This window comes from Streptomyces aureus (assembly GCF_001418135.1).
GTDB classification, from domain to species: domain Bacteria; phylum Actinomycetota; class Actinomycetes; order Streptomycetales; family Streptomycetaceae; genus Streptomyces; species Streptomyces aureus_A.
The window spans coordinates 15,228-37,416 of record NZ_LIPQ01000138.1 but is presented as its reverse complement, the minus strand read 5'-3'; the positions used below and the strand labels follow the sequence as shown (position 1 = coordinate 37,416).

The window sequence follows — 22,189 nt, the reverse complement described above, 5'->3', positions numbered from 1 at the left end:
CCGCGATCTCCGGATACTCCCCGCCCTCGAAGCGATCGCGCAGCACTCCGCGACGGACCTTCCCGCTCGTCGTACGCGGGAACCCGCGTGCGGGCAGCGCCAGCACCCGTACGTCGTCGTGCCCCAGGGCCTCGCGGACCCGTCGGCGGACCGCGTGCAGGAGCTCGGGGGCCACGGCGGACAGGGGAGGCGCGGGTGCGAGGAAGACGACGACCCGCTCGCCGCCGTCCGCGGGATCGGTCGATCCCACGACCGCGACCGGGCACAGACCGAGCCCCGGCGTGCTCGCCGCGACCTCCTCCAGGTCCGACGCGTGCAGCGTGCGCCCGTCGACGAAGACGACGTCCTTGGACCGGCCGGTCACACAGAGGCGGCCCTCGCGCAGGAATCCCAGATCACCCGTGCGCAGCCACGCACCACGAAACGCCCCCGCCGTCGCCTCCGGGGCGCCGTGGTAGCCGCGGGCCACCTGGGGGCCGCTGACCTCGATGTGTCCGACCCGGCGTTCATCGACGGGGCGGCCCGTGTCGTCGGTGATCCGTACGGAGCACCCGTGCACGGGGCCGCCCACGTCCATCAGTTCCACCGCCTCCGGTCCGGGCGCGCTGTCCACGGCGTGGCCACGCCCGAGCGCGGCCCTGTCCAGGGCCAGCGGCCGGGCGACCTCTCCCGGCGGTGGGAAGGTGACAGCGAGGGTGGACTCCGCGAGACCGTACACGGGCGTGGGCGCGCACGCCGGGAGCCCCGTCGGCCGCATCCGCCCGACGAAGGCCCGCCACACGGCCGGCGAGATCGGCTCGGCGCCGACCAGGATCATCCGTACACACGTCAGGTCAAGACGCGCGAGCGCGTCCGGGGGTACGCGTCGCTCGACGAGCGCCAGGGCGAAGTTGGCGGCCGAGAGCAGCGTCGCCCGGTGCCGTGCGGCAGCCTCCAGCCACCGAAGGGGTCGCCTGGCGAACGTCAGCGGTTCGAGACGCACCTGCTTGATCCGTGCGGACAACGGCACGAGGTGGGTGCCGATCAGCCCCATGTCGTGGAAGTACGGCATCCAGGTGACGAGGACATCAGCGGAGTTGATACCGGCCGCCGCACGGATCTGCGCCAGATTGGCGAGAACGGCCGCGTGGGTCAGCTCGACCCCCTTGGGCGCCCCCGTGCTGCCGGAGGAGAACTGCAGGAACGCCACGTCGTCGGGCGCCCGCTTCGGCAGGGTCGGAGCAGCGGGGTGCTCGCGGAGACCGTCGAGCGTCAGGGAAGGTACGAGGCCGGGCAGCGCGTCGAGCAGCGACTCGGTGGATCCGCCGACGACGACCGGCGGCCGGCCGAGGAACTCCCATACGGGCAGCACTCGCCGTACGTCCGGGGCGAGCGGCACAGGTACGAGCCCGGCGGCGACGGCGCCCCAGAAGAGCGGCAGGAACTCCTCGCTCCGCTCGACGGGCAGCACCACCTGGCTGCCCGGCGCGAGCCCGGCGTCGAGGAATCCTCCGGCAACGCGCAGGGCATCGGCGAACAGCGTGCGATGGCTGACGGTCCTCTCCGTACCGTCCCCGTCGACATGGACGACGGCCTGGCCGGGCGCGGCCTCGGCCGCACCGGCCAGCACGTCCAGCAGCACTGTCTCGCCGTATCCCCGCATCAACGCCCCCGTGCATCCGCCCGAGGCCGACCCTCCTCGCAGTCCGTGCGAGAGGACCGCGCTCGGTCTGCTCTGCTCTGTTCTGATCTACGACTGAACTGGACTGAACTGGACCGGTCTGATCTGGACCGGTCTGTTTCAGTCTCCGGTCATCATGACTGATCACAGATCCCGCGCAGAGCGGACCGAGTACCTGCCGCAGTCACCCTGGCCCCCGGAAAGCCCCTGGAGAAGCGGACTGGGAACTGTTGGATCAAGCCTGGGGAGAGTAATGCCTGGTCTGGCGGACGCCGGCCCGGCATCATCGCGGCATGGGCAAGGACATCTGGGGCTTCATCGAGTGCCACCGTGACTATCGAGACCATGAGGCGGACTCGTTCTGGCACGCCGCCATCGACTTGGACCACCTGAAGGTGCCGAGGAACTACGAAGCCTTCGGCGCTCTGTTCGGCGTCTGCGACAACGAGCAGTTCGTGCCGGTGGCTCCTGTCCGTGGGCTGCCTGCCGACGCGTCGAACCGTGTCCGCGACGGCCATGAGACGACGGGAGGGCGAAGCGCGAGCTGGGTCAGCTGGGCAGAGATCAAGCGGGTCGACTGGGATGAGGAATCCGCCGAGCCCGATGCCTACATCCGCGAGTACTACCGTGATCCACGGGGCGACTGGCAGTTCCTCCAGCGGCACTACTCCGCCCCTCAGCGATTCGTCGACCTCTGCGGACAGCCGGCTCATATCGCGGTCCGACCCAAGCTGCACTTCCCGGAGGGCTCCCAGTGGATCGATGGAGACCTAATGTTCCGTGTTGAGCGCCTCAGGCGCCGCGACGCCGTGCCCGACGATGAGTGGGGGCCGGTCTGGACCGTCATGCGCACCCTGGCCGAACTCCACGGCGGCGACGACGTCAGGCTGGTCGTCTGGTTCGACGACTGACGTCACCCCGCAGCCCGGATGAAGATCCCGGCGATGTGGAGCGCGGCGAGATGGATCGTGGCGGTCTTGTCGTATCGGGTGGCGAGCCCGCGTCACTGCTTGAGGCGATGGATGCATCGCTCTACGGTGTCGCGCTGCTTGTAGGCGTCGCGATCAAACGCGGGAGGCCGACCTCCAGACTTGCCGCGACGCATGCGATGCGCGACCTGGTCCGCAGGCTGGGGAATCACCGCTCTGATGCCACGTCGTCGCACATCCACGGAGTTCCGGTGCGGAACTTGAACGCAATCGCGTCGACCACCTGGCGGTGATCACGCCACTGCTCTCCCCGCTTCGGTGTCCGATCCTCGCCCACTGGGCGTCAGTCAACGACGCACATCAGCCAACGATCGGATGATCCGTAGAAAACGCTCTGGCCTAGCGGCCTGTCGCCCGAGGCCGGTAGTCGGATTCGCCTGACAGTTGCCGGAGAGCTTCCCGCGCGCGTCTACCTGCCAGGCCCCGATGATGGCCTCGGGGGGCACGGCCCCGTTCGGGTCGTCGACCATGTCTCTGTCGATCTCGTACACCCGGCCCCCCGGGTTGGCCTTGGCCTCGTCGACCAACTGGGGCGGAGGTACCAGCTGCTCAGCGCGCTTCCTGCGGAACATTCCCATGCCGTGCGCCTCCCTCTGTCCGCGAGGAATGTTACGTACAGCCCTACAGCCCTACAGCCCTACAGCCCTACAGCCCAACCGCCCACCGCCCTGCCGCTGTCGAAGAGGGCCGGTGGGCCATCGGGGTTGACCGTGGCCCGAGGGGCGGCGCCGGCAGCCCACGCGCCGTGACCTCTTCGAGCGCGCCGGGGTTGGGCCGGAGGAAGTGCTTCGGCACAGCACCCCCGCCCGCCACCACCCTGGGTCGGCGCTGATCCCGGCCGTCCCGGGCCGCGTCGATCCCCTTGACCCGGAGTCGTCCATGCCGCGTTTCACAGGCCTTGCGTTCGCCCTGGCCCTGGCCGCCCTCGCCATCTGTTCCACCGCCTCGGTCGCCTCCGCCGCCGCAGTCGCACCGGCCCCTCCGGACCACCTCACCCTGACGGTGACCGACAGCGGCGACCCGGCCGCCGACGGCACGTTCGAGCTCAGCTGCCACCCTGCGGGCGGTACTCATCCCGCAGCGCAGGCGGCCTGCGACAGGCTCGACGCACTGACCACGTGGGGCACCGACCTCTTCGCGCCGGTGCGGCCGGACTCCATGTGCACGATGCAGTACGGAGGACCGGCCACGGCCCATGTCACGGGCACCTGGGCGGGCCGGCCGGTGGACGCGAGCTTCAGGCGAACCGACGGCTGCGAGATCGCCCGCTGGGACGACTTCGCGCCGCTACTGCCCGCGACGACCGGCGCCTGACCACGCTCACACCGAGCCCGCCTGTGCCCACTCAGCCATCCACCGAGTGAGTCGACACGGGGTCGAGCGCCTCCATCTCCAGGCGGACACTCAGCTGACTGCCCAGCTCCCGGAACCCGAGTGACCGCGCGACCCTTCGAGAGGCCGGTGGACGGGCCCGCCACTGGGGGAGCAGACCCGCTGCCAGCGCGTGCGCCACTGCGGCGGATCCGGCGTGGCGGGCGAGCCGGCGGCCTCGCCCGTACGCGGAGGCGTCATGCGCGAAGGGGACGTGCGCGAAGGGTCCGAGGTGGTGGCCGCGGCGGGATACCGTGCCTGGCCCGCCGAGACCGCCCACATCTGTGTGCTGACGCATCCGCAGTGACCACGAAGACGGCCACGCAGTTGCCACAGATTCGTCGCGACGCGCATCGCGTCCATGATCCGGTCGACGCCGAGCAGCAGGGCCACGGCACCGGCCGGGATGTACGGACTCTGCGCGCTCTCCACGGGTCGACGTTCGTCCCGCCCCCGGGACCGGCGAGGTTTCCGGCCAGGGGGCCGAAGACGAGGGCCACCGTGGTGGCCACAGAGTGGCTGCGCGGCGCGCGAGGGACGGCGTGGTGGGAGCAGGTGGTCGACCGAGGCTGTACGACCAGGGGCGACTTCCGGCGCCGTGAACTGTCGGCGGCGGTCGGACGACAGGGAGGGCCGCGCGACGGCACCTTGTTCGTGTGATCGAAGTCAACGAACTCACCAAGCGGTACGGCGACACGACCGCCGTCGACAAGCTGTCCTTCACCGTGCGCCCGGGCCAGGTGACCGGGTTCCTCGGCCCCAACGGCGCGGGCAAGAGCACGACGCTGCGGATGATCCTCGGCCTGCACGCTCCCAGCAGCGGCACGGTCACCGTGAACGGTCGCCCGTTCCGCGAACGGCCCCGCGGCCTGCGTCACGTCGGCGCGCTCCTCGACGCGCACGACGCGCACGGTGGGAGGAGCGCGCTGGCGCAGCTGTCCGCGCTCGCACGCGGCAACCGCATCCCACGCCGGCGGGTGCCGGAGGTGCTGCGGGAGGTCGGTCTCGCCGACGTCGCCCGGCGCCGTATCGGGGGATTCTCACTCGGCATGAAGCAGCGGCTCGGCATCGCGACCGCGCTGCTGGGCGACCCGCCGGTGCTGCTGTTCGACGAGCCGCTCAACGGCCTCGACCCCGAGGGCGTGAAGTGGGTGCGCGAGCTGTTCCGGCGGCTCGCCGCCGAGGGCCGCACCGTATTCGTGTCGAGCCATCTGATGTCCGAGATGGAGCACACCGCCGACCAGCTGATCGTCATCGGGCGGGGCGAGCTGATCGCGGCGGAGAGCCTCGCGGATTTCTCCGCGCGAGGCGCCCGCGGGAGCGTTCAGGTCAGCACGCGCGCGACGGCCGTACTGCGGGAACGACTGCTGGCCGAGGGCGCGGTGGTGGACCGGGAAGCGGGCGACGAGCTGACCGTCACGGGCCTTACCGCGGACCGGATCGGTGAGATCGCCCTGGAACACGCCGTCCCGCTGCGCGCGCTGAGGACCCGGTCCGCGTCCCTGGAGGACGTGTTCATGGAACTCACCGCCGACAGCGTCCAGTACCTCGCAGGAGAACCCCGATGAACCCGACCCCGACGCCGACTCAGAGGCCGACACAGACGTCAACGCCGACACAGACGTCAACGTCAACGTCAACGTCGACGTCGACGTCGACGCCACTCGCCCCCGCAACCTGCGTGAACGAGGAGCCCCGCCCCCGCTTCCTCGACCTCGTCGCCTCCGAGTGGATCAAACTCCGCTCGCTCCGCTCGACCTGGATCGCCTACGGCGCCGCGGCACTGGCCGTGATCGCCTTCAATGTGGGTACCGCGTACGACACGTACACGTACTGGACCGAAGAGAACGCGGGGGACCGGGCCGACTTCGTTCGCGACGGCATCCCCCTGCAGATCGCCTTCACCGGAAACGCGGCCATGGTCATGGTGATCGCGCTCGGGGCCGTCGGCGCTCTCGCCATGGTGGGGGAGTACAGCACGGGCACCTCGCGTACGACCTTCGCGGCCGTTCCCGCCCGTCGCTCGGTGATGGCGGCGAAGGCCGTCGTCGTCGCGGCCGTGGCGACCGTCTTCGGCGCGCTCGTCGCCGGAGCCTCGTTCGTCCTCACCCAGACGATCCTCGGAGGCCGGGGTGTGGGCGTGTCGTTCGGCGACCCGGGGGCCCAGCGCGTGGTGCTCGCCTCGGCGCTGCTCGCTCCTGTGTGCGCGCTGGCGGGGCTGGCGATCGGAACCGTCGTCCGTCACACGGCGGCCACCATGATCACGACGGTCGCGGTCGTCCTGGTCCTGCCCAACGTCCTCACAGACGGCCGCTACGGGTCGGCGCTCGCGAGCCACGCCCTGCCCTTCCGTGCGTGGACCCGACTCGTGGACGTCGGGACTCCCTCCCCGTCCGACTTCCCTTGGAGCACCGGCGGAGCCTGGACGGTCTACGCGGCGTGGACGCTGGGCACGGCGGCGCTGGCGACCGTCGGAGTGCAGAGGCGCGACCTGTGAGATGCCGTCGAAACCGCCGACCGCCGTGAAGAAGGCGAACACCGTCGTACGTCCCTCGGATCAGGGACTGCCGATGAGCTCGCCGAGCCGCATGGCGAGCCACGGCCTGCGGCCGCCGGCCCGCATCCGGCCGTGAGCGATCGCCTTCCACACGGGCATGCGGCGGAAGGAGACCAGCAGGAACGCGACCGGTTCCGCCGTGATCCGGCAGTCGTACGCGCGCGGCGGGGCGTCACGGGTCACGGTCGCCGCTCCGTTCTCGACGACGACCGCCAGCCGGGGCCCGCCCTTGATGACCAGCTCGAACGCGATGCTGACGCCCCGCGCCCTCTCCGCGTCCAGGCCCAGCGGCATCATCGTCGGCATCGACTGACCGAGCACCAGGCCCGCCTCGGCGGGGCCGATCGCCCAGGGGAGCCCGGCGCCGCGGGCGATGTCCAGGCCGTGTACGAGGCTCTCGCTGAGCATCAGACCGGTCGCGGCCGCCAGCGTGAGGGCCGGATCCTTCCCCAACCAGGGGGCGTTGACAGGGGTGTCGGGTGGGAGTCCCTCGGTGACCCGGAGGAACGTCTCGCTCCGCTCGGCGATGAAATCACCGATACGGGCGCGCTCCTCGCCGACGAAGAGGCCGACGGACGTGGCGTTCACGGCCGCGATCCGCTCGCTGAACGAACCGTCGCCCGTCGGGAGGAGGGCGTCCCACTCCACGGCCTCGTCGGTGAAACCGGCGGAGTACGCGAAGTGCACGCCCGCGAGATGTGCGCCGACGTCCCCCACCGTCCACACGGGGACCCCGGACGCCGCTTCCAGGTCCGGAACATCCCGCAGGAGCCGAACCAGGCGCGGGACCACGGCCCTCAGCGCGGCACGGGTCCTCTCGTGCTCCGCGACGGCGTCGAACCTCGTGACGGTGCCCATACAGCTCCCCCAAGTCGCTGACGAGCCACGAAGGTTACCGTCGGGTAGTGGCGTGGCGACAGTGGTTCCGCGCTCCGATCACCTCCAGCGTCAACCCCCATCCCAGGAGGCCGGCGGGGATGCATCCGGTCACCTCCGCCAGGAGGCCACATCTGGCGATCCGCCGGACGAACGGCGGCCGGAACGTACAGTGTCGGGGGCGTCGCTCCCGGGGCGCGGGCGGCGGCCGCAGGGCATCCCGCAGGTCGAAGGTGGGGCATGGACAGCAGCGAGTACGACGAGTACGAGGCCATCGTCAGAGTCCGGAAGGGCGCGCGTTTCGCGCGGTCGAGGAAGACCGCGGGCGCTCATCGCGGCATGACACGTGACCCCGACACCAACCAGGTGGGTCAGGCCGAGATCTTCTTGAAGGAGGACGACGAGCCCGATCCGGTGACGGCGTACCCACAGGACGGGCTCGACCACGACCGGCACGAGTCGGAGGCCCGAGCACAGGAACGTCGAGAGAACGCGGAGTTCCTCGCCGAGGTGCTCGTCCAGATCAGCCTCAGACTGGCGGAGAAGGCCGCGCCGCACGTCAGGAAGTGGTGGAACGAACACGCGCTTCCGGCAGTGAAGGCCAAGTGGAACGACCAGGCGCTCCCGTCCGTGAAAGCGAAGTGGAGCAGCGTGGCACGAAGTCGCACGAGTGACCGCCGGGCTGAGGGCACGGAGGAACCGCAGGAGGTCGTCACCACTTCCGGCGATCAGCGGACGACCATGAGCGGCGCGGAGGCGCGGAAGCGGTTCGCTGCGGCTGTGGTGGCCAGGGTGTACAGCGATGGGCAGCTCCGGCTGCTGCGCAACGCCCGGGTCGTGGACGAGGGGGAGGACGGTCCGGTGGAGCTGGGGACGACGGACGACCTCACGCCTCAGCGCATCGGGGAACACGTCGCGTTGCTGCTCGAAGCGAACCCTTCGCTGCTCGGCGAGGACACCCTGACCGAACTCGGACGGCTCGTCGCGAAGATTCGGGCCGACGGCGGCTTCGTTCCCGTCCCGGGAGCGGAAGGGGTGCTGCCGCACCACGAGGGGAACGACTGACGGGCGGTCAGGGCAGCGACCGCGGTGGGCCCGCCTCACGGAGAGAGCGTGGCCGCCGGTGGAGTCCAGCGACGGGTACGGGACGGTGCGTCGGGGACGCCGTACTCCTTCCTGAGATGTTCGGGGACGGCGTAATGCATGACGCGCCCCCGGGTGAGCGAGGACAGCTCGAAGACCGTCGTGAGGTGCCCGAGCCGGTCGAGGGCCCAGGCGCCGAGCGGTGAGCGGTCCTCGATGGTCTCCAGTACGCCCAGGAGGTGGGGCACGGCCTTGACCACCGTGTCCCAGGGCGTGCTGGGAACCTCGAGCCAGTCGGCGCTCGTGTCGCCGATGAGGTACCGGACGAGAGCGGCCACGACCGGGTCGAGCAGCGTCCCGGGCACGATGTCCTCGTAGAGCTCGATGAGCTGCCGGGTCAGGTGCGCGCCCTCGGGGGACGGCCCCATGTACCGGATCATGTACTGGTCGAGGAACCGGCGCGCCTCGTCGAGGGACTTGGGTACGGCCTCCTGGTCCACGCCGAGCATCGCGCCGACCACACGCCAGGCGTAGAAGTACGCCTCCGCTCCCTCCTGTGACATGTGGATGCCGAGGCGGTGCAGGCTGTCGAGGACGAGCAGCGAGAAGAACATCTGCCCGCCGATCATGTCCTCCTGGCAGATCGGCACCCCCAGTGCCCCGGAGTCCCAGCGGTCCTCGCGCGTGAGGTGGTGGCGGATGGAGGCGTGGAGCAGACGGACCTTCTGCGCGGCGGGGATGAAACGGCTGCCTGCCTCGAAGGCATCGGGCCGCATCAGATGGACGGTGAACTGGCCGGTCGCCGCCATCCGCGTCGAGGGGTAGTTCAGACCGTGGGTCGTCGACAGCAGCTTCGCCACGTGGGGGACGAGATAGCAGGCGGGCATGGAGGCGAAGGACAGGGCGGTGGCGATGTGCACGTTGTTGTCGATGAAGAACAGCCGGGCACGCTCCATCTCGTCCCAGTCCACCCAGGCCGGCGGGGCGCTCGTGGCCTCCAGGTACTCCCTGGCGACATCGGGCAGCCCGTCCGGAACGGGCGCGCCGGCCGTGGAGAAGAACCGCATCAAGGTGTTGAAGGTGCCCATCTCGCCGCGCTCGAAGAGAGCGGCGACGGTGGCGTCGGCGAGCTCGTCGCCGCTCTGCCGGAGGGCGTTCATCGATGTCTCGGTGTGGAGCACGGGGGGTTCCTTCGTATCTGCGTGAGGGAGGGGAGGAGAGGAGAGGCGGTGGCAGGTCCGGCTTCCCCGACCCGGGTCAGGACAGGCGGACCGCGGCCGAATGAGCCAAGCCGGTCAGGGCATGGGCCGCAGGCGCGGGTACGTCCAGCTCATGGAGTGCGCCGAGCGCCTCCTCGACCCTGGCGGCGATCATGCTCTCGACCCGGTCGGGCGCCTTGAGCCGCCGCATCACGTCGCGTACGGCCTCCAGACCCTCGTCGTCGAGGTCGTGCCGCCCCAGCAGGGCGCGCAGCCGCTCACGCGCGTCGGCGCCGGCGATGCGCCACGTCTCCGCGAGGAGCGCGGTGGGCCGATGACCGCGTACGTCATCGGTGTTGGCCTTGCCGGTGTGCCGCGTCTCGCCGAACAGGCCGAGCAGATCGTCCCTGAGCTGGAACGCCTCGCCCAGCGGCAGCCCGTAGGCGCTGTACCCCTCGCGCAGCCGGTCGCCGGCCCCGGCGAGTGCACCGCCGATCAACAGAGGCTGCTCCACGGTGTACTTGGCGGTCTTGTAGCGGATCACCTTCAGCGATGCCGTCGTGTCCGGGGTGACACCGGTGTGGAGGATCTCAAGACACTCACCGGCGACGAGATCGCGGGCGAGCGCCGCCCACAGCGGACGGGCCCGGCCGAGGTAGGCGGCGGGCAGACCGCTGGTGGCGAACAGCTGCCCGGCGAGCGACATGAGCAGATCCCCGACGAGCATCGCGAGGGACCGGGCGGCGTCCGCGGCCCGCGGGTGGTGCCGTACGGCGTCCCGGAGGGCCACGTGGGCGGTGGGCCGCCCGTGCCGCAGTGGACTGTCGTCGATGAGGTCGTCGTGCACGACGGCGGCCGCGTGCACCAGCTCCATGGAGGCCGCCGCCCGCACCAACGCGTCGCTGTCGGGCTGCCGGGCCGCCCGCCAGCCCCAGTAGCAGAACGCCGCCCGCAGCCTCTTCCCGACCGCGACCGACGCCTCCAACTGCTCGGCCACCGGACCGAGCGTCGGGTCGACCGCGGCCAGCAGGTCGGCCTCCTCGGCGACGAAACGGTGCAGGACCTCGTCGACACGCGCCTTGAACGCGGCCGACTCCCACCCCTCAGCCACTCTCGCCCGCCCGCTCGGCCAGGGCGTGCCGGGCAAGAATCTCCAGATGCGCCGGGGGCGCGGCCGCGTAGCGGTCCAGGACGAGGCGCCCACGCGCGGTCAGATCCCGCTCGGCCTCCGAGACCAGCTCCGCCGCGTCCGAGCGTCGGGCCAGCCCCCGTAAGACTCCGAGTGCGGACCCCAGCGTGCCCACGGCCACATCGGCCAGCCCGGCGACCAGGAGGACCGCCTGCTCACCGGGACTCTCGCGGCGCCTCGTTTCCCGCGTCATGCCGACTTCCCTCCACACCGCACCGATACGGCGACGCGGTCGCGCGCCGCGAATGACAGCGTCGCGGGATGGCGGGCGCGGACGAGGGGAAACTCACGAACGAGTGATCACCCCGATGGAGCGTGCGGATCATGGACGAGACTCGATCCGCGCCCCGGCCGAGGCCTCGGCAGCGGGCCCGACGGCGTCCCCGGCCCCGGCTCCGGCCTCGGCCCGAAGCCGCCGCATCAGCTGGATCATCCGTGCGATGACCGGCTCGGGCAGTCCCGGGTTCTGGGCAGCCGCGTACGCGGTGTCCTCGTTGCGCAGCAACGGCACCAGGGTCCGCGCCGGGAGTCGCGGGTGCCTGGCGGCCGCGCGCCGTATCTGCTCGTACGGGTCGTCGAGCAGCCGCACCGCCGACGCGGGCGTCAGCCGGGCGTCGGTCGCGGCCCGCAGCCGGACCTCCTCGTTGCTGTCCCGGCTGAAGCGCTCGACGAGCTCGACTGTCGACTCCTGGTCGTCCAGGGCGAGTTGGCGCATCCGCGGGTTCGGGTCGTCGGCGTGACGGACCAGGTCGCGGCGGGGGAAGTTCGGATGGCCGTGGGGACGGTCGGGTGTGCTGAGACTCCCGTTCCACCACTGCCACACCCGCAGCAGCATCTCGGCGGGCGCGTCGTCGCACGACTCGGCGAGGAAGAGCTGCACGACGCGGTCCTCGTCGCGCGCGAGCGACTCGACGACGTCCGGCGGCAGGCGCCTGGCCCGCGCGACGCTTCTGCGTACGAGGGGGTGCGAGGAGGCCCCCAGGCGCCGCATGGCGTCGGGGTCCTCGTGCAGCGCCACGACCCAGTCGAGGGAGTTGGAGCGCGTACTCGGATCGAAGTCGACGGCGATGCCCGCCCGCTGCTCCTCGGTGAGATCGGGGCGCGTGGAGACCGAGAACCGGACGCTCTCGTCGGGGTCCCGGGCGAGAACGGCGACCAGGTCACTCTCCAGCCACGGGTTGCCCGCGAGGTCACGGCGCCGGCTGAGGTCGCCGTGATGGGCCAGATGTCCGGCGAGGTCGCGCGCGAGCCGGCAGGTCCTCACGGCGTCGCTCGTCCCGAGGCCCTCGGAGTCGTAGACGGACCGGGACAGGGGGTGCTCCTGGTGGTGCCGGAGGCGTGCCGCGACGCGGACCTTGCCGTCGGGGTCGTCGAGCAGCGCGAGCCGGAGAGAGCTGTCCAGCTGCGACCAGGCCGTCCCACGGCACGCCGAGGCGCGTACGGAGGGATCGACGTCGCGGGCCAGCACCGCGAGGAGGCGGGCGGGCAGGCCGGTCAGCCGCGCTGCCTCATGTCGCGTCCTCGCGGACGGATCCGCGGTGAGTCGGGCGTACGCGGTGCCGGTGAGCTCGACGCGCCGGTCTGCCGCGAGCAGCGTGAGGACCCACCGCCTCCGGGCATCCGGCTCGCCCAGGATCAGGCGGGTCCACTGCTCAGCGGTGATGTTCGGCTGGACCTCGGCGAGCAACGCGCGCACCTGCCACTCCGGGTGGACCATCGCGGCCTCGACGACCGACGCCGGGAGAGCACGCCACAGAAGGTGGTGGGTCAGGCCCAGGAGACCCGCGCGAAGGTCCTCGGAGATGGCGGGGTTGTGCGCCAGCCCGTGCGCCCACTCGTCACGCACGCCCACCGAAGGTCCTGGCCCGCGGAACAACCACTGCCACGCGGCTGCCCGTTGCTCGGCGGTCTCGTCGGCCGCGGCGCGCGCCTCCGCTTCCTGCCGCTCCTTGAAGCGGTCCAGCGCGACGAGCCAGACGTCGTACTCCTCGGTGGTCGCCCCGATCAGGGCGTCGCCGTCCGCGGAGAGCGTGACGAACTCGGGCCGGCCGGGCCGCTCACCGAGGACACCGGCGAGGTCCCACCGTTCGGTGAGCCGCACCCGTGTCCAGCGCCGGGGCGTGCGGTCCGACCAGGTGCCGGCGACGTCGATGAGGAAGGTGCCGTCCGCGCCGATGATCCCGAGCTCGACCGCCAGCCGGTACCACTGCCTGTTGAGCTCGGCGACCAGCTCCGGAGCGTCCAGCCGTACGGCCACCGTCGGTGTGGCGTTGCCCGAGATGACCGGTCGCCACGCGGCCCAGGGCCTCATGACCTCCTCGACCCGATCTCCCTCCACGACGTCCAGTCCGGCCTGCCGCAGCCGCTCCACGAGCTTCTCTCGCCCACCTGTCATGGTCACTCATCCTGCCCGAGGCGATTCCGTGCTCTCCGAGCGACTCCCGATACGCCGCTTCGTCGTGCCCGCACCGGGGCGGAACGACAGGGCGGACACCGACCCGTGAAGGGACCGGTGTCCGCCTACGTCACGCCGGATCACCCTGGATCAGCGACGCGCACCCTACGACGCGTCCCGCACCGTCCCCACGAACTCGGGCCCCGGCACGGGCTCCCAGGCGGCGTCGTACGTGGTCAGCCGAGCCCGCACCGACTCCTCCGGCTCGCTGACGTCGTCCTTGACCGTGGGCACGCGCACCTCCGCGGTCGTCGCCCCGGCCGGGACGGAGACGGGCGGGTTCAGGCCGCCGAACTCGATCTGGGAGAGGGGCGTGGGCGTGGCAGGCACCTCCCCGAGCTGCTCCTTCAGCCACTCCTGGTCGACGTCCGCCGTGGTCAGCTCCGTACCGCCGGCCGGCGGCAGGAAGGCGACGTGGCCGCCGATCTCGGCGTCGGCCGGTTCGGACAGCGTCACCCGCCAGGTCAGTGCGGCGCCCTCCGTCACCGCGTCGGCGACGGGTGTCACGGTCACCTCGGGCACGGGGTCGTCGTTCTGCACGGTCACGCCGCCGCGGTGCGCGCCGATCGCCGTGCCGCGCACCGCCTTGACGAAGGCGTCGTGCGTGACGTCGTGGCCGAAGCGGTCGTTGCCCCGTACCTCGACCGGTACGTCGATGTCATGACGTCCCGGACGTACCGTCACCGTGCGGGAGGCGAGCTCGCCGGTGTCCGGATCGGGGACGAACAGCCGGACCTGGCCGCTGCCCCGACCGGAGACCCGGACCGGCACCCGGTAGGTCCGGACGCCGGAGTCACCTTCCGCGACCGTCAGGCGTCCGACGTCGACGCGCGCCAGCGCGGCCGGACGTACGGCCGGAGTGCCGGGGCGCCAGCCCCACGCGTCCATCAGCCACGCACGACCGGCGGTGGTGCGCGGCGTCAGCTCAAGAGCCGTGATCCGCTTCAGGTCCACGCCGGACCGGGCGGCGGCGGCCAGCGGTACGCGGACCTCGCGCGCCCAGTGGGAGGTGGTCCGCTCGCTGCCCGGGAGCCCGTCGACGCGGGTACGGCCCAGGTGCGCGCGGCGCCCCGAGGCGTCGGTCACGGCGACGTCCAGCTCGGTGCCCGTGCTGTTGGGCGGGACGATCACCCGAAGGGCGAGGGTGTCGGAGCCGGCCAGGGAGACCGGCCGCGCCGAGCGCACCGCGACCGGGGTTCCGGGACGGGCCCACTCCATGGCGACGGCGTCACGGCCCGGTTCGGGCGAGGCCTCCCAGTACGCGAAGTGCGGCGACGCACCGCCCGCGTCGGGGGACAGGCACGCGCGGCCGGCGTCGGGGTCGATCTGGGCACAGAGCCTGCCACCGCCGGACACGGTGAGCGCGGAGGAGCCGGGCACGAAGGCCGGCGTCCGGTTCGCTCCGACGGCGTGGCTGAGTGCGCGGACCGGGTCGGCCGAGGGCGCGCGGCGGCCGGTGCCGTCGAGGAGCGGACGGACCCGGTCGTCACCGGCGACGAACAGCCGGGCGGCCGCGGCGATGTAGGTGGCGCCGGCGGCCTGCTGCTGTGCGGCGGTGAGACGGGTGTCCGTGCCGGGGGAGCAGACCGGGTCGGGCTGCTCGTCGGACCAGAAGTCGTCGAACGCCGGCGCCTGCGCCTGGCCAGGAGTCCACTCGCTGTTGAAGAAGTTGTGGTTGGCGCCGACCATGTAGACCGCGCTGTGCAGGGCGGTGCCCCGGCTGACACCACGCGTGCCGTCGACGAAGTTCTGGCCCTGGAGGTCGGACACGTCGCCGTCGCAGCCCGGCAGGATGGTCATGGAGGGCACGTCGGGCGCGGGGTTGTTGCCGAAGATCGTCGGTCCGATCGGCACGGTGCCGAGGATCTTCCACCGTACGGGGCCCCGGTGGCCGTCCTGGTCGGCGGGTGGCGGGGTGAGGGTGTCGAGGGCGGCCCGGTTGACGCCCTCGCCGCCCCGCGAGTGGCCGACGAGCAGGACCCGCGACAGGTCCGCGGCGGAGGACCGGCGTACGGCGGCCGGGGCGGCGGCCCGGTTGGCGGACCAGTCTGCCCAGCGCGCCAGGTGCTGCCGTATGAGGGACGAGCGGGCCTGGGCGCCGCCGTCCTCGGCACGGAAGTCCTGGCCGTTGATGCCGTTGGCGGATATGGACAGGGTCACGTAGCCCTGGGAGGCCAGGAGCCGCTGTGCCCTCAGATACCCCTGGTGGCTCGGTATCGGCTTCGAACCGGCGGCGCAGGGCCAGTCGCCGGTCACGTCCTCGGTCCCGGGGGTGTAGCAGGTGCCGTGGCGGCCGTGCAGGAAGAGGGCCACGGGTCGCTTCCCCGGTGCACCGGCCGGCCCGACGACCGTGGCTCGCATCTCGACGGGCTCGGGGAACCCGGGCAGCCGCACGGACTTCAGGTCGTACTCGCCGCTGACGGTGCGGTAGCCACCCGGCACTCCGGGGTCCACGCCGTTCGCGGGAAGAGGGGCGCCCGACAGCGCGGTCGGGGCGGAGGGGGCGAGGCGCGCGGAGCGGGCGGGCCCGGCCGCGTCGAGCCGCCGCCCGGCGGCCGTGACCCGCAAGCCGGTTCCCTCGGTGAGCCGCACGTCGCGGAGGGGCAGCCGGAAGGACCGGCCGTCCCGCGCGGCCACCGGGTGGCCGAGAAGCCGGTCGCCGGCGTGGAACGCGACGCGGGAGTCGCCCATGGGGACGGGTTCGGGCGACGTCCACACCAGCTGCCGGCTCGCCCCGGTGCCGGAAACCTGCCAGCCCTCGGGAAGGTCGAGAGTGCCGAGCCCGCTGCTGGGGGCGGTGGCCCAAGGTGCTCCGGGGGACGGCGCACCGGAGGACGGTGACGACTGCGCGTACGCCGCCCCGGATGACACCGAGGCCAGCGCGAGTAACGCCGCGGCGGTGGCCACGCCGCGTGTAGCACGTATCAAAACGGACTTCCTCACGATCGGTCTTGTGGGGTGTGGGGGAGGCGTGTGGAGGCGTGTGGAGACGTGTCGGGACTCGGATCCCGCGGAACGCCCGAATACGCCCTCCTCCCCGGCCCCCTCTTTCGCCCTCGGAGGATGACAACGGCGGTGTGTGGGTTGCCTGATGGCGTGAACAGGGCGCCAGGAGGCGCGTTCTCGCCTCGGGGCGCGGTGCGCCTGTCCCGGGGCCGGGCGGCGGATCCTGTTGCACGGAACACCCGGCTGCGGTGGGGAGGCTGCCCTGAAGCCGATTCCTCCGAAGGAGCGGTCGACGGGCGACGGGCCACCCGCCTCGGCGTACGCCCCGGTCTCCCGCTACGGTCTTCGGATGACCGAACTCGACACCTTGGGCGCGACCCGCGACGCCTACGACGCCATCGCGACCGTCTATGCGCAGAAGTTCCAGGACTCCCTGCGGGACCGGCCGCTGGAGCGCGCCCTGTTGGGCGCCTTCGCGGAACTGGTGCGGACGAACGGTGACGGCCCCGGCGAGGTCGCGGACCTCGGCTGCGGGCCGGGCTACGTCACCGCCCACCTGCACGGATTGGGCCTGAAGGCGTTCGGTGTCGACGCCTCGCCCGTGATGGTCGAACTCGCGCACTCAGCACACCCCGGGCTGCGGTTCGAGGTCGGCTCGATGGCCGCCCTCGACATCGAGGACGGCGCTCTGGCCGGCGTGCTCTCGCGGTGGTCCGTCATCCACACCCCGCCGCAGGACGTCCCCGCCATCGTGGCCGAGATCGCCCGGGTCCTTGCACCTGGCGGGCACCTCTTGATCGCCTTCCCCGCCACAGACGGCCCGCACGTCGAGACGCAGAGCTACGACCACGCCGTGATGACGGCCTACCGCTGGCACCCCGACCGTCTTGCCGGACTCCTGCGCGACCACGGACTGGCTGAGGTGGGCCGCACGACCATCGAGCCACTGCCCACCGACCGACGGCAGTTCCAGGAGGTCCAGCTCCTCGCCCGCAAGGCGTGACCCGTCCGGGTGAACGGAGAGCGTCTCCCATCGACCTCGCCCCGGCTCGGCCCGGGCGCAACGGCGTACTCCCCCCACGCCCTGTGGATCACGGCGAGTCGGCCCGGGCGTGCCGTCGGCCCGTATGTGGTGGTGCTGGGCTCGCGATCACGCCGCTACGATCGGCGCCGCTGAGGCCGATGCGTTGACGCTGCCGTCATGCATGGACCTGACCTGCTGTTATGTCGCTATGCAGGCGGTGATGCGTCGATACGGAGGCCTGGCTGTCATACGACGAACCGGGTGAGGGACGTGCACATGCCACAAGAGCGGGGCGGTCAGGACCAGTCACAGGGCGCGGCGGCGCGGCTGGCGCTGCTGCTGCGTGGTTGGTGGGAGGAGAGCGGGAACTCGGCAGGTGGCACGCGGCCGACGCAGCAGGCCTTGGCGGCGAGGCTGGGCATCGACCAGACAACGCTCTCGCGCTACCTGAACCCCAGGCACCCGTCCATCGCCTCGCTGAGGGTGGTCGAGGCTCTGCACGCCCAGTTGCGTGCCCCGGCCGAGGAACTCGAACAGGCAAAGGCACTGTGCCGCGCCGCACTTCGTGACAACGGTCGCCAACCGACCAGTGGCAACGCAGGTGTGCCCTCGACACCGCTCCAGGCCACGGACGGACCCCATGAGACCGCCCCGGCCGAAGCCACCCCGGGGAACGACGGAACCGCCACCCTGCGAACCGCCCCCTTCAAGGCCGCCCGCGACCCGGACAGCAGCGACGCGTCCGGCCGCCGCCGTTCCCCGTGGTTACGGCCGGTGCTGGTCGCGGCGGCCCTGGCTGCGGCCTTCGCCGCCGGAATGGCCGTACAGGAACGGCTCACCGCCCGGGACCACGGGGCCACGGTGGGAGCCGGCGCGGGAGCGGCAGGCGCGGTTTCCGCGAGCGAGGCACCGTATGCGTGGCCGTTGCTGCGGATGGGCGAGGAGGACCAGTTCGCCCGTGCCCGTGCCCTGCAGTACCTGCTGAACTCCCACGGCTACGACGTGCGGGCCGACGGCTTCTTCCGGGAGGACACGCGGGACGCGGTCATGGACTTCCAGCACCGGCATGACCTGTCGGTCGACGGCAAGGTGGGCAACCAGACCTGGCCTGAGCTCGTGGCGAAGGAAGTCGGGCCCGGATCCGGCGCCTTCGAGGTACGGGCCGTGCAGGAGCTTCTGAACAACGTGGACCAGGGCGGCACGGCGGTGTCGGGGAAATTCACCGCGGCGACCACCGCGGACGTGAGGTACTTCCAGCGCACTCACGGCCTGCGCGCGACCGGCCGGGTGAACGTGGACACATGGCTGGCTCTGCTGGTGAAACAGCTCCCTCCCGTCAAGGCCCCCGCCTACCAGCGGGCCACCAGCCCGCAGCCGACGCCTCCCGTGTGAGTCCGCCGTCCGGCCCACGGAGACCCTGCGCATGCGCATCCCCGCATAGCCGCAGGTCAGGGCCATGCAGTGCAGGGCGCATCGATGCACCTCGGCAAGGAGCCGGGATCGGCTTCCCCTGCCCATGCTTCCCGGCGGATGCTGCTGCCGCGGCCGGCACTCCTGGACACTCCGCCCCTCGGCGAGGTGTCCAGGTCCGAGTCATCGCCCCGGTCCGCCCTGTCAGCACGCCACCCGAAGGGGACAACCATGTTCGCAGCCCGCAAGACCCTCACGTCCGTACTCTCGGCCGCCGTCCTCGCCGGCGGTCTGGCCCTCGGCACCGCCGGCCCGGCCAACGCCGCGTCCTGTCCGTCCTCCGCGTCCCCTGTGGCGGACGGGGCGTCGGCCGGCTGGACCCTGCGCTGCTCGGGCAACGACGTGACCGTGTCCGGCTGGCTCCAGGACACCCGGGCCGACGGCAAGTGCGCCCTGGTCCGCATCAACGCCGGCAACGGCGAGTACCGCACGAAGTCCGCCTGCGGCTCCGGCGTACGAGAGCAGTTCTCCTACACCTTCAAGGGCACGAAGAACGCGCAGGTGCGCCTCGCCATCGCCTGACCGCCCACCGGTGGGGCGGGCCGTGCTCCCGACACGGGCGGCCCGCCCCACGCACCACCGAACGCCGACACCACACACCCGCACAGGTACGGCCAAGGACACCCCGGAGCCGTACGGAAAGAACGAGGGACGACGCACATGAGCAGCAACGGACGTCATCTGCGCGGCACGCTGATCACCGGAATCGTGGCGACCACCCTGGCGCTGACCCCCGCCGCCATGGCCCAGGGCACCACGTCCGCCAAGGCGCAGGCGGCGGGCAAGGACGTGGCGACCACCCTGGTCTTCGACAAGAACCCGAGCGACCCCACCGACTCCCGTCTCTCCGTCTTCAAGGGCGAGAAGCTCTGGGCCACGTACCGGGCCGGATCGGGCCTCGGCGTCAAGGACGACTGCGTGCGCTCCAAGGGCTGGATCCCGAACGGCAACTGGAAGATCAAGCTCAGGTCCCGCACCTACGACGGCAACCTCATCAAGGGCTACGCCGTCTACCTTGAAGACATGAAGTGCTCCCAGGGCACCGCGACGCGCACGGAGATGTTCATCCACTCCGAGATGAACCGCGACGGCAGCGAGGGCCGTACGGAGCCCCGCCGCTGGGACGGCGTCGGCGACCACAAGTCGAACGGCTGCGTGAAGCTGAACCCGACAGACATCAAGAAGATGTTCCGCCTCCTGGACCGCAAGGAGATCGGCTGGCCGACGCACCTGCGCGTGGTGTCCTGACGCGGCCGGGGAGAGCGACCGCCGAGCCGTCGCCGTACACAGCAGGCCGGCAGCGCGTACTCCTGTACAGGGCGGCAGCCCGCGAGACCGTGCCCGGCCCCACCGGCTCTGCCTCCGGTGGGGCCGGGCACGGTGGGGCCTGGGGACCCGGGCCCCGACCGATCCCCTGACAAGGCGTCAGTGCATCAGCAGCAGCCGGGTGTTCGGAACGAGCTTGCGGTTCACGCTGGTGCTCTGCACGAAGATCGTGAAGTCGTCGTTGTGGTCAGGCTTGACGCGCACCTCGACGTCCGGCAGGCCCAGCAGCGATCGGGCCTCGGGCCCGGTGTACACCCGGTCCGTCTTCTTCTCCAGCACCGCGATCTGCTTCCGAGCCTGGATCTTCTCCGACTTGCTCAGCTGGTAGAACGCACCACCGGTTCGGTACGTGTGCCCGCTTTCGACGACCCAGTCCCGGATCGCCACGTCGCGAGCCACCGCGATCAGGTCGTACTCCGAAGGATCCACAGGGGCCAGGCCCGCCGCTTCGACGCTGTCCTTGTTCACGGCCTCGGCCCCCACGGAGAACACGGCCCGCGATCCCCGGATGCCCTTGCTGCGCCCCACCATGAACTTCTCGGTGGCCTCCTGGATGACCTGCCCGGCCTCCTCGAGACCCTGCGTACTCGTGGCGTCCCAGATGGCGATGTTGTCCTTCGGGAAGCCGCCCTGCATGGCCTCGTGCTTGCCCATCTGGTCCGGTACGAGGACGGCCAGCGTCCAGTTGTCCTCCTGCGTCCGGATCATCTCCGCCACGGCCTGCACCAGTTCACGCGGATCCTTGGCCGGAGCGTCCGGGCAGCGATGGCTCGCGTTCTCCTGACCGTCGGTGAGCACGAATGTCAGGAAGCTGTGGTCGCCGTACAGCTGCGCCGTCTGCGCGAGCTCCCGCTGGGACTTCAGCGCGGCCGCCAGCAGAGCCGTCATACCGCCCACCCGGTACAGCTGCTTCAGCGACGGCATCCGCAGCACGTCCTTGTCGTAGATGACGCACTCCACCTTGTCGGCGAAGACGTACACCGTGACGCGGGTCTCCTGGTCCAGGTCCTTCGACCGGCGGGCCAGGTACGCGATCTGCTGGTCGGCGACCTCGATGACCTTGCGGCTCAGGTGCGACATGGACGAACTGGCGTCCAGCACAAGGGCAACGTGGTTGATGTAGTTCTGGCTTCGGGTCATGACAGCTCCCCCTCGTTCCGACTCGATGCGCCTACCGTCTCACCCACCACTGACAATCGAACGTGGCTGCGGGGCGGGTGGTCGCGGGGGCTGTGGTGCCGATCTGCGGAGGCAACGCGGAAAGAGGGCGGAGTGCGGCCGCCCGGTGCGGCGGATGCCGTCGCCGCCGCGTGCGGGAGGACTGAGGCGGTGTCACTTCCGGCGGAGGGGGGCACGGCGCCGCTGCCTGTTCCCGGGCAGCGGCACCGTGGCGTCCTGCTTCGTCGACCCGACTCTCAGTACGCGTGCCCCACGTGCGCGAGAGCCTGCTTCAGCAGCGCCCCGCGGCCGTCCGGCATCTCGTTCTGTACGGCGGGGGAGGCCGCTTCCTGCGGGCTGAACCAGACGAGGTCCAGTGCGTCCTGCCGTGGGCGGCAGTCGCCGCTCACCGGCACGATGTACGCCAGCGAGACCGCGTGCTGGCGTGGGTCGTGGTACGGCGTGATGCCGGCCGTGGGGAAGTACTCGGCGACGGTGAAGGGCTGCAGTGCGGGAGGGACGCGTGGCAGGGCCACCGGGCCGAGGTCCTTCTCCAGGTGGCGTAGGAGTGCGTCACGGACGCGCTCGTGGTGCATGACCCGGCCGGAGACCAGGGTGCGGCTGATGGTGCCGTCCGCGCCGATCCGCAGGAGCAGACCGATACTGGTGACTTCGCCGCTGTCGTCCACACGCACGGGTACGGCCTCGACGTAAAGGATCGGCATCTGGGCCCGAGCCGTGTTCAGCTCGTCCGTGCTCAGCCAGCCGGGCGTGGTCTCTGTCATGTCGGACATCGCTTGATCATACTTTCCCGACCGTGTCTCGGCCTAGATCGCGTGTCTGCCAGGCGGGTGGGAGTTCACGAGGACCCGTGAGTCGAGTGGAT

At 71.4% G+C, this 22,189-nt stretch carries 19 protein-coding genes and 1 pseudogene; 9 read left to right on the top strand and 11 right to left on the bottom strand.

The genetic code is table 11. The features are described 5' to 3' along the window. On the bottom strand, positions 1-1,642 hold a 1,642-nt coding region (locus AOK00_RS13845; protein WP_159041757.1), incomplete at its 3' end, for an AMP-binding protein. Between the two features lie 311 nt (positions 1,643-1,953). Between AOK00_RS13845 and AOK00_RS13840 the strand changes: the two genes are divergently transcribed. Then, positions 1,954-2,571 (top strand): hypothetical protein, encoded by a 618-nt coding sequence (locus AOK00_RS13840; RefSeq protein WP_055600608.1) that lies wholly within the window; start codon positions 1,954-1,956, stop codon positions 2,569-2,571. A 2-nt stretch (positions 2,572-2,573) separates the two neighbouring features. On the opposite strand, the pseudogene AOK00_RS40300 reads toward AOK00_RS13840, so the two are convergent. After that, positions 2,574-2,825, bottom strand: a pseudogene (locus tag AOK00_RS40300) (IS5/IS1182 family transposase); the annotation flags it as partial. 703 nt (positions 2,826-3,528) lie between these two features. Here AOK00_RS40300 and AOK00_RS13830 point away from each other — a divergent pair. Continuing rightward, entirely contained in the window at positions 3,529-3,963 is a 435-nt protein-coding gene (locus AOK00_RS13830; protein WP_055600606.1) for an SSI family serine proteinase inhibitor, read from the top strand. A 31-nt stretch (positions 3,964-3,994) separates the two neighbouring features. On the opposite strand, the gene AOK00_RS41585 is transcribed toward AOK00_RS13830, so the two are convergent. Further along, positions 3,995-4,318 (bottom strand): GNAT family N-acetyltransferase, encoded by a 324-nt coding sequence (locus AOK00_RS41585; protein WP_437441411.1) that lies wholly within the window; start codon positions 4,316-4,318, stop codon positions 3,995-3,997. A gap of 358 nt (positions 4,319-4,676) precedes the next feature. Here AOK00_RS41585 and AOK00_RS13820 point away from each other — a divergent pair, with 358 nt between their 5' ends. Both AOK00_RS13820 and AOK00_RS13815 read left to right on the top strand, forming a co-directional pair. After that, on the top strand, positions 4,677-5,588 hold the full coding sequence (locus AOK00_RS13820) for an ABC transporter ATP-binding protein (protein WP_055600604.1): 912 nt from the start codon (positions 4,677-4,679) through the stop codon (positions 5,586-5,588). Positions 5,589-5,701: 113 nt separating this feature from the next. Further along, positions 5,702-6,517, top strand: a complete 816-nt coding sequence (locus tag AOK00_RS13815; RefSeq protein ID WP_055600603.1) for an ABC transporter permease — start codon at positions 5,702-5,704, stop codon at positions 6,515-6,517. Positions 6,518-6,577: 60 nt separating this feature from the next. Here the strand turns inward: AOK00_RS13815 and AOK00_RS13810 are convergent, their stop codons facing one another. Beyond that, positions 6,578-7,435, bottom strand: a complete 858-nt coding sequence (locus AOK00_RS13810; RefSeq protein ID WP_055600602.1) for a maleylpyruvate isomerase N-terminal domain-containing protein — start codon at positions 7,433-7,435, stop codon at positions 6,578-6,580. Positions 7,436-7,693: 258 nt separating this feature from the next. On the opposite strand from AOK00_RS13810, the gene AOK00_RS13805 reads away from it, so the two are divergent. Next, positions 7,694-8,518 (top strand): hypothetical protein, encoded by an 825-nt coding sequence (locus AOK00_RS13805; protein ID WP_055600601.1) that lies wholly within the window; start codon positions 7,694-7,696, stop codon positions 8,516-8,518. A gap of 35 nt (positions 8,519-8,553) precedes the next feature. Here the strand turns inward: AOK00_RS13805 and AOK00_RS13800 are convergent, their stop codons facing one another. The 5 genes from AOK00_RS13800 to AOK00_RS13780 form a co-directional block, all read right to left on the bottom strand. After that, positions 8,554-9,717 carry an oxygenase MpaB family protein gene (locus tag AOK00_RS13800; protein WP_055600600.1) on the bottom strand — a complete coding sequence of 388 codons (1,164 nt, stop codon included), beginning with the start codon at positions 9,715-9,717 and terminating at the stop codon, positions 8,554-8,556. 76 nt (positions 9,718-9,793) lie between these two features. Further along, complete coding sequence (locus AOK00_RS13795; RefSeq protein ID WP_055600599.1) at positions 9,794-10,846, bottom strand: polyprenyl synthetase family protein; 1,053 nt, start codon at positions 10,844-10,846, stop codon at positions 9,794-9,796. Continuing rightward, entirely contained in the window at positions 10,839-11,117 is a 279-nt protein-coding gene (locus AOK00_RS13790) for a hypothetical protein (RefSeq protein ID WP_055600598.1), read from the bottom strand. Before AOK00_RS13790 ends, AOK00_RS13795 begins: the two co-directional genes overlap by 8 nt. Positions 11,118-11,246: 129 nt before the next feature. Further along, entirely contained in the window at positions 11,247-13,319 is a 2,073-nt protein-coding gene (locus tag AOK00_RS13785) for a PE-PGRS family protein (RefSeq protein ID WP_254047358.1), read from the bottom strand. A 165-nt stretch (positions 13,320-13,484) separates the two neighbouring features. Further along, the gene (locus AOK00_RS13780) at positions 13,485-16,307 is read right to left on the bottom strand and encodes an alpha/beta hydrolase family protein (protein WP_055600597.1); all 2,823 of its coding nucleotides are present in this window, start codon (positions 16,305-16,307) and stop codon (positions 13,485-13,487) included. A gap of 367 nt (positions 16,308-16,674) precedes the next feature. Between AOK00_RS13780 and AOK00_RS13775 the strand changes: the two genes are divergently transcribed. The 4 genes from AOK00_RS13775 (at position 16,675) to AOK00_RS13760 (ending at position 20,067) form a co-directional block, all read left to right on the top strand. Beyond that, positions 16,675-17,328 carry a class I SAM-dependent DNA methyltransferase gene (locus AOK00_RS13775; RefSeq protein ID WP_055600596.1) on the top strand — a complete coding sequence of 218 codons (654 nt, stop codon included), beginning with the start codon at positions 16,675-16,677 and terminating at the stop codon, positions 17,326-17,328. 297 nt (positions 17,329-17,625) lie between these two features. After that, positions 17,626-18,741: a peptidoglycan-binding protein gene (locus tag AOK00_RS13770; protein ID WP_055600595.1), complete on the top strand. Its 1,116-nt coding sequence runs from the start codon at positions 17,626-17,628 to the stop codon at positions 18,739-18,741. Positions 18,742-18,990: 249 nt separating this feature from the next. After that, positions 18,991-19,341 (top strand): hypothetical protein, encoded by a 351-nt coding sequence (locus tag AOK00_RS13765; RefSeq protein ID WP_055600594.1) that lies wholly within the window; start codon positions 18,991-18,993, stop codon positions 19,339-19,341. A gap of 138 nt (positions 19,342-19,479) precedes the next feature. Continuing rightward, positions 19,480-20,067, top strand: a complete 588-nt coding sequence (locus tag AOK00_RS13760) for a L,D-transpeptidase family protein (protein ID WP_055600593.1) — start codon at positions 19,480-19,482, stop codon at positions 20,065-20,067. Between the two features lie 177 nt (positions 20,068-20,244). Here AOK00_RS13760 and AOK00_RS13755 read toward each other — a convergent pair whose 3' ends face one another. Further along, the gene (locus AOK00_RS13755; RefSeq protein WP_055600592.1) at positions 20,245-21,285 is read right to left on the bottom strand and encodes a vWA domain-containing protein; all 1,041 of its coding nucleotides are present in this window, start codon (positions 21,283-21,285) and stop codon (positions 20,245-20,247) included. A gap of 275 nt (positions 21,286-21,560) precedes the next feature. Beyond that, a complete protein-coding gene (locus AOK00_RS13750; protein WP_055600610.1) occupies positions 21,561-22,088 on the bottom strand; it encodes an NUDIX hydrolase family protein in 528 nt (175 codons plus the stop codon). Positions 22,089-22,189: the final 101 nt, after the last annotated feature.

Excerpts from the sequence above, each read along its gene's own strand:
- AOK00_RS13840 (WP_055600608.1), top strand. The coding sequence starts at position 1,954 with ATGGGCAAGGACATCTGGGGCTTCATCGAGTGCCACCGTGACTATCGA.
- AOK00_RS13830 (WP_055600606.1), top strand. The coding sequence starts at position 3,529 with ATGCCGCGTTTCACAGGCCTTGCGTTCGCCCTGGCCCTGGCCGCCCTC.
- AOK00_RS41585 (WP_437441411.1), bottom strand. The coding sequence starts at position 4,318 with ATGCGTCAGCACACAGATGTGGGCGGTCTCGGCGGGCCAGGCACGGTA.
- AOK00_RS13810 (WP_055600602.1), bottom strand. The coding sequence starts at position 7,435 with ATGGGCACCGTCACGAGGTTCGACGCCGTCGCGGAGCACGAGAGGACC.
- AOK00_RS13805 (WP_055600601.1), top strand. The coding sequence starts at position 7,694 with ATGGACAGCAGCGAGTACGACGAGTACGAGGCCATCGTCAGAGTCCGG.
- AOK00_RS13790 (WP_055600598.1), bottom strand. The coding sequence starts at position 11,117 with ATGACGCGGGAAACGAGGCGCCGCGAGAGTCCCGGTGAGCAGGCGGTC.
- AOK00_RS13785 (WP_254047358.1), bottom strand. The coding sequence starts at position 13,319 with ATGACAGGTGGGCGAGAGAAGCTCGTGGAGCGGCTGCGGCAGGCCGGA.
- AOK00_RS13775 (WP_055600596.1), top strand. The coding sequence starts at position 16,675 with ATGACCGAACTCGACACCTTGGGCGCGACCCGCGACGCCTACGACGCC.
- AOK00_RS13770 (WP_055600595.1), top strand. The coding sequence starts at position 17,626 with ATGCCACAAGAGCGGGGCGGTCAGGACCAGTCACAGGGCGCGGCGGCG.
- AOK00_RS13765 (WP_055600594.1), top strand. The coding sequence starts at position 18,991 with ATGTTCGCAGCCCGCAAGACCCTCACGTCCGTACTCTCGGCCGCCGTC.
- AOK00_RS13760 (WP_055600593.1), top strand. The coding sequence starts at position 19,480 with ATGAGCAGCAACGGACGTCATCTGCGCGGCACGCTGATCACCGGAATC.
- AOK00_RS13755 (WP_055600592.1), bottom strand. The coding sequence starts at position 21,285 with ATGACCCGAAGCCAGAACTACATCAACCACGTTGCCCTTGTGCTGGAC.
- AOK00_RS13750 (WP_055600610.1), bottom strand. The coding sequence starts at position 22,088 with ATGACAGAGACCACGCCCGGCTGGCTGAGCACGGACGAGCTGAACACG.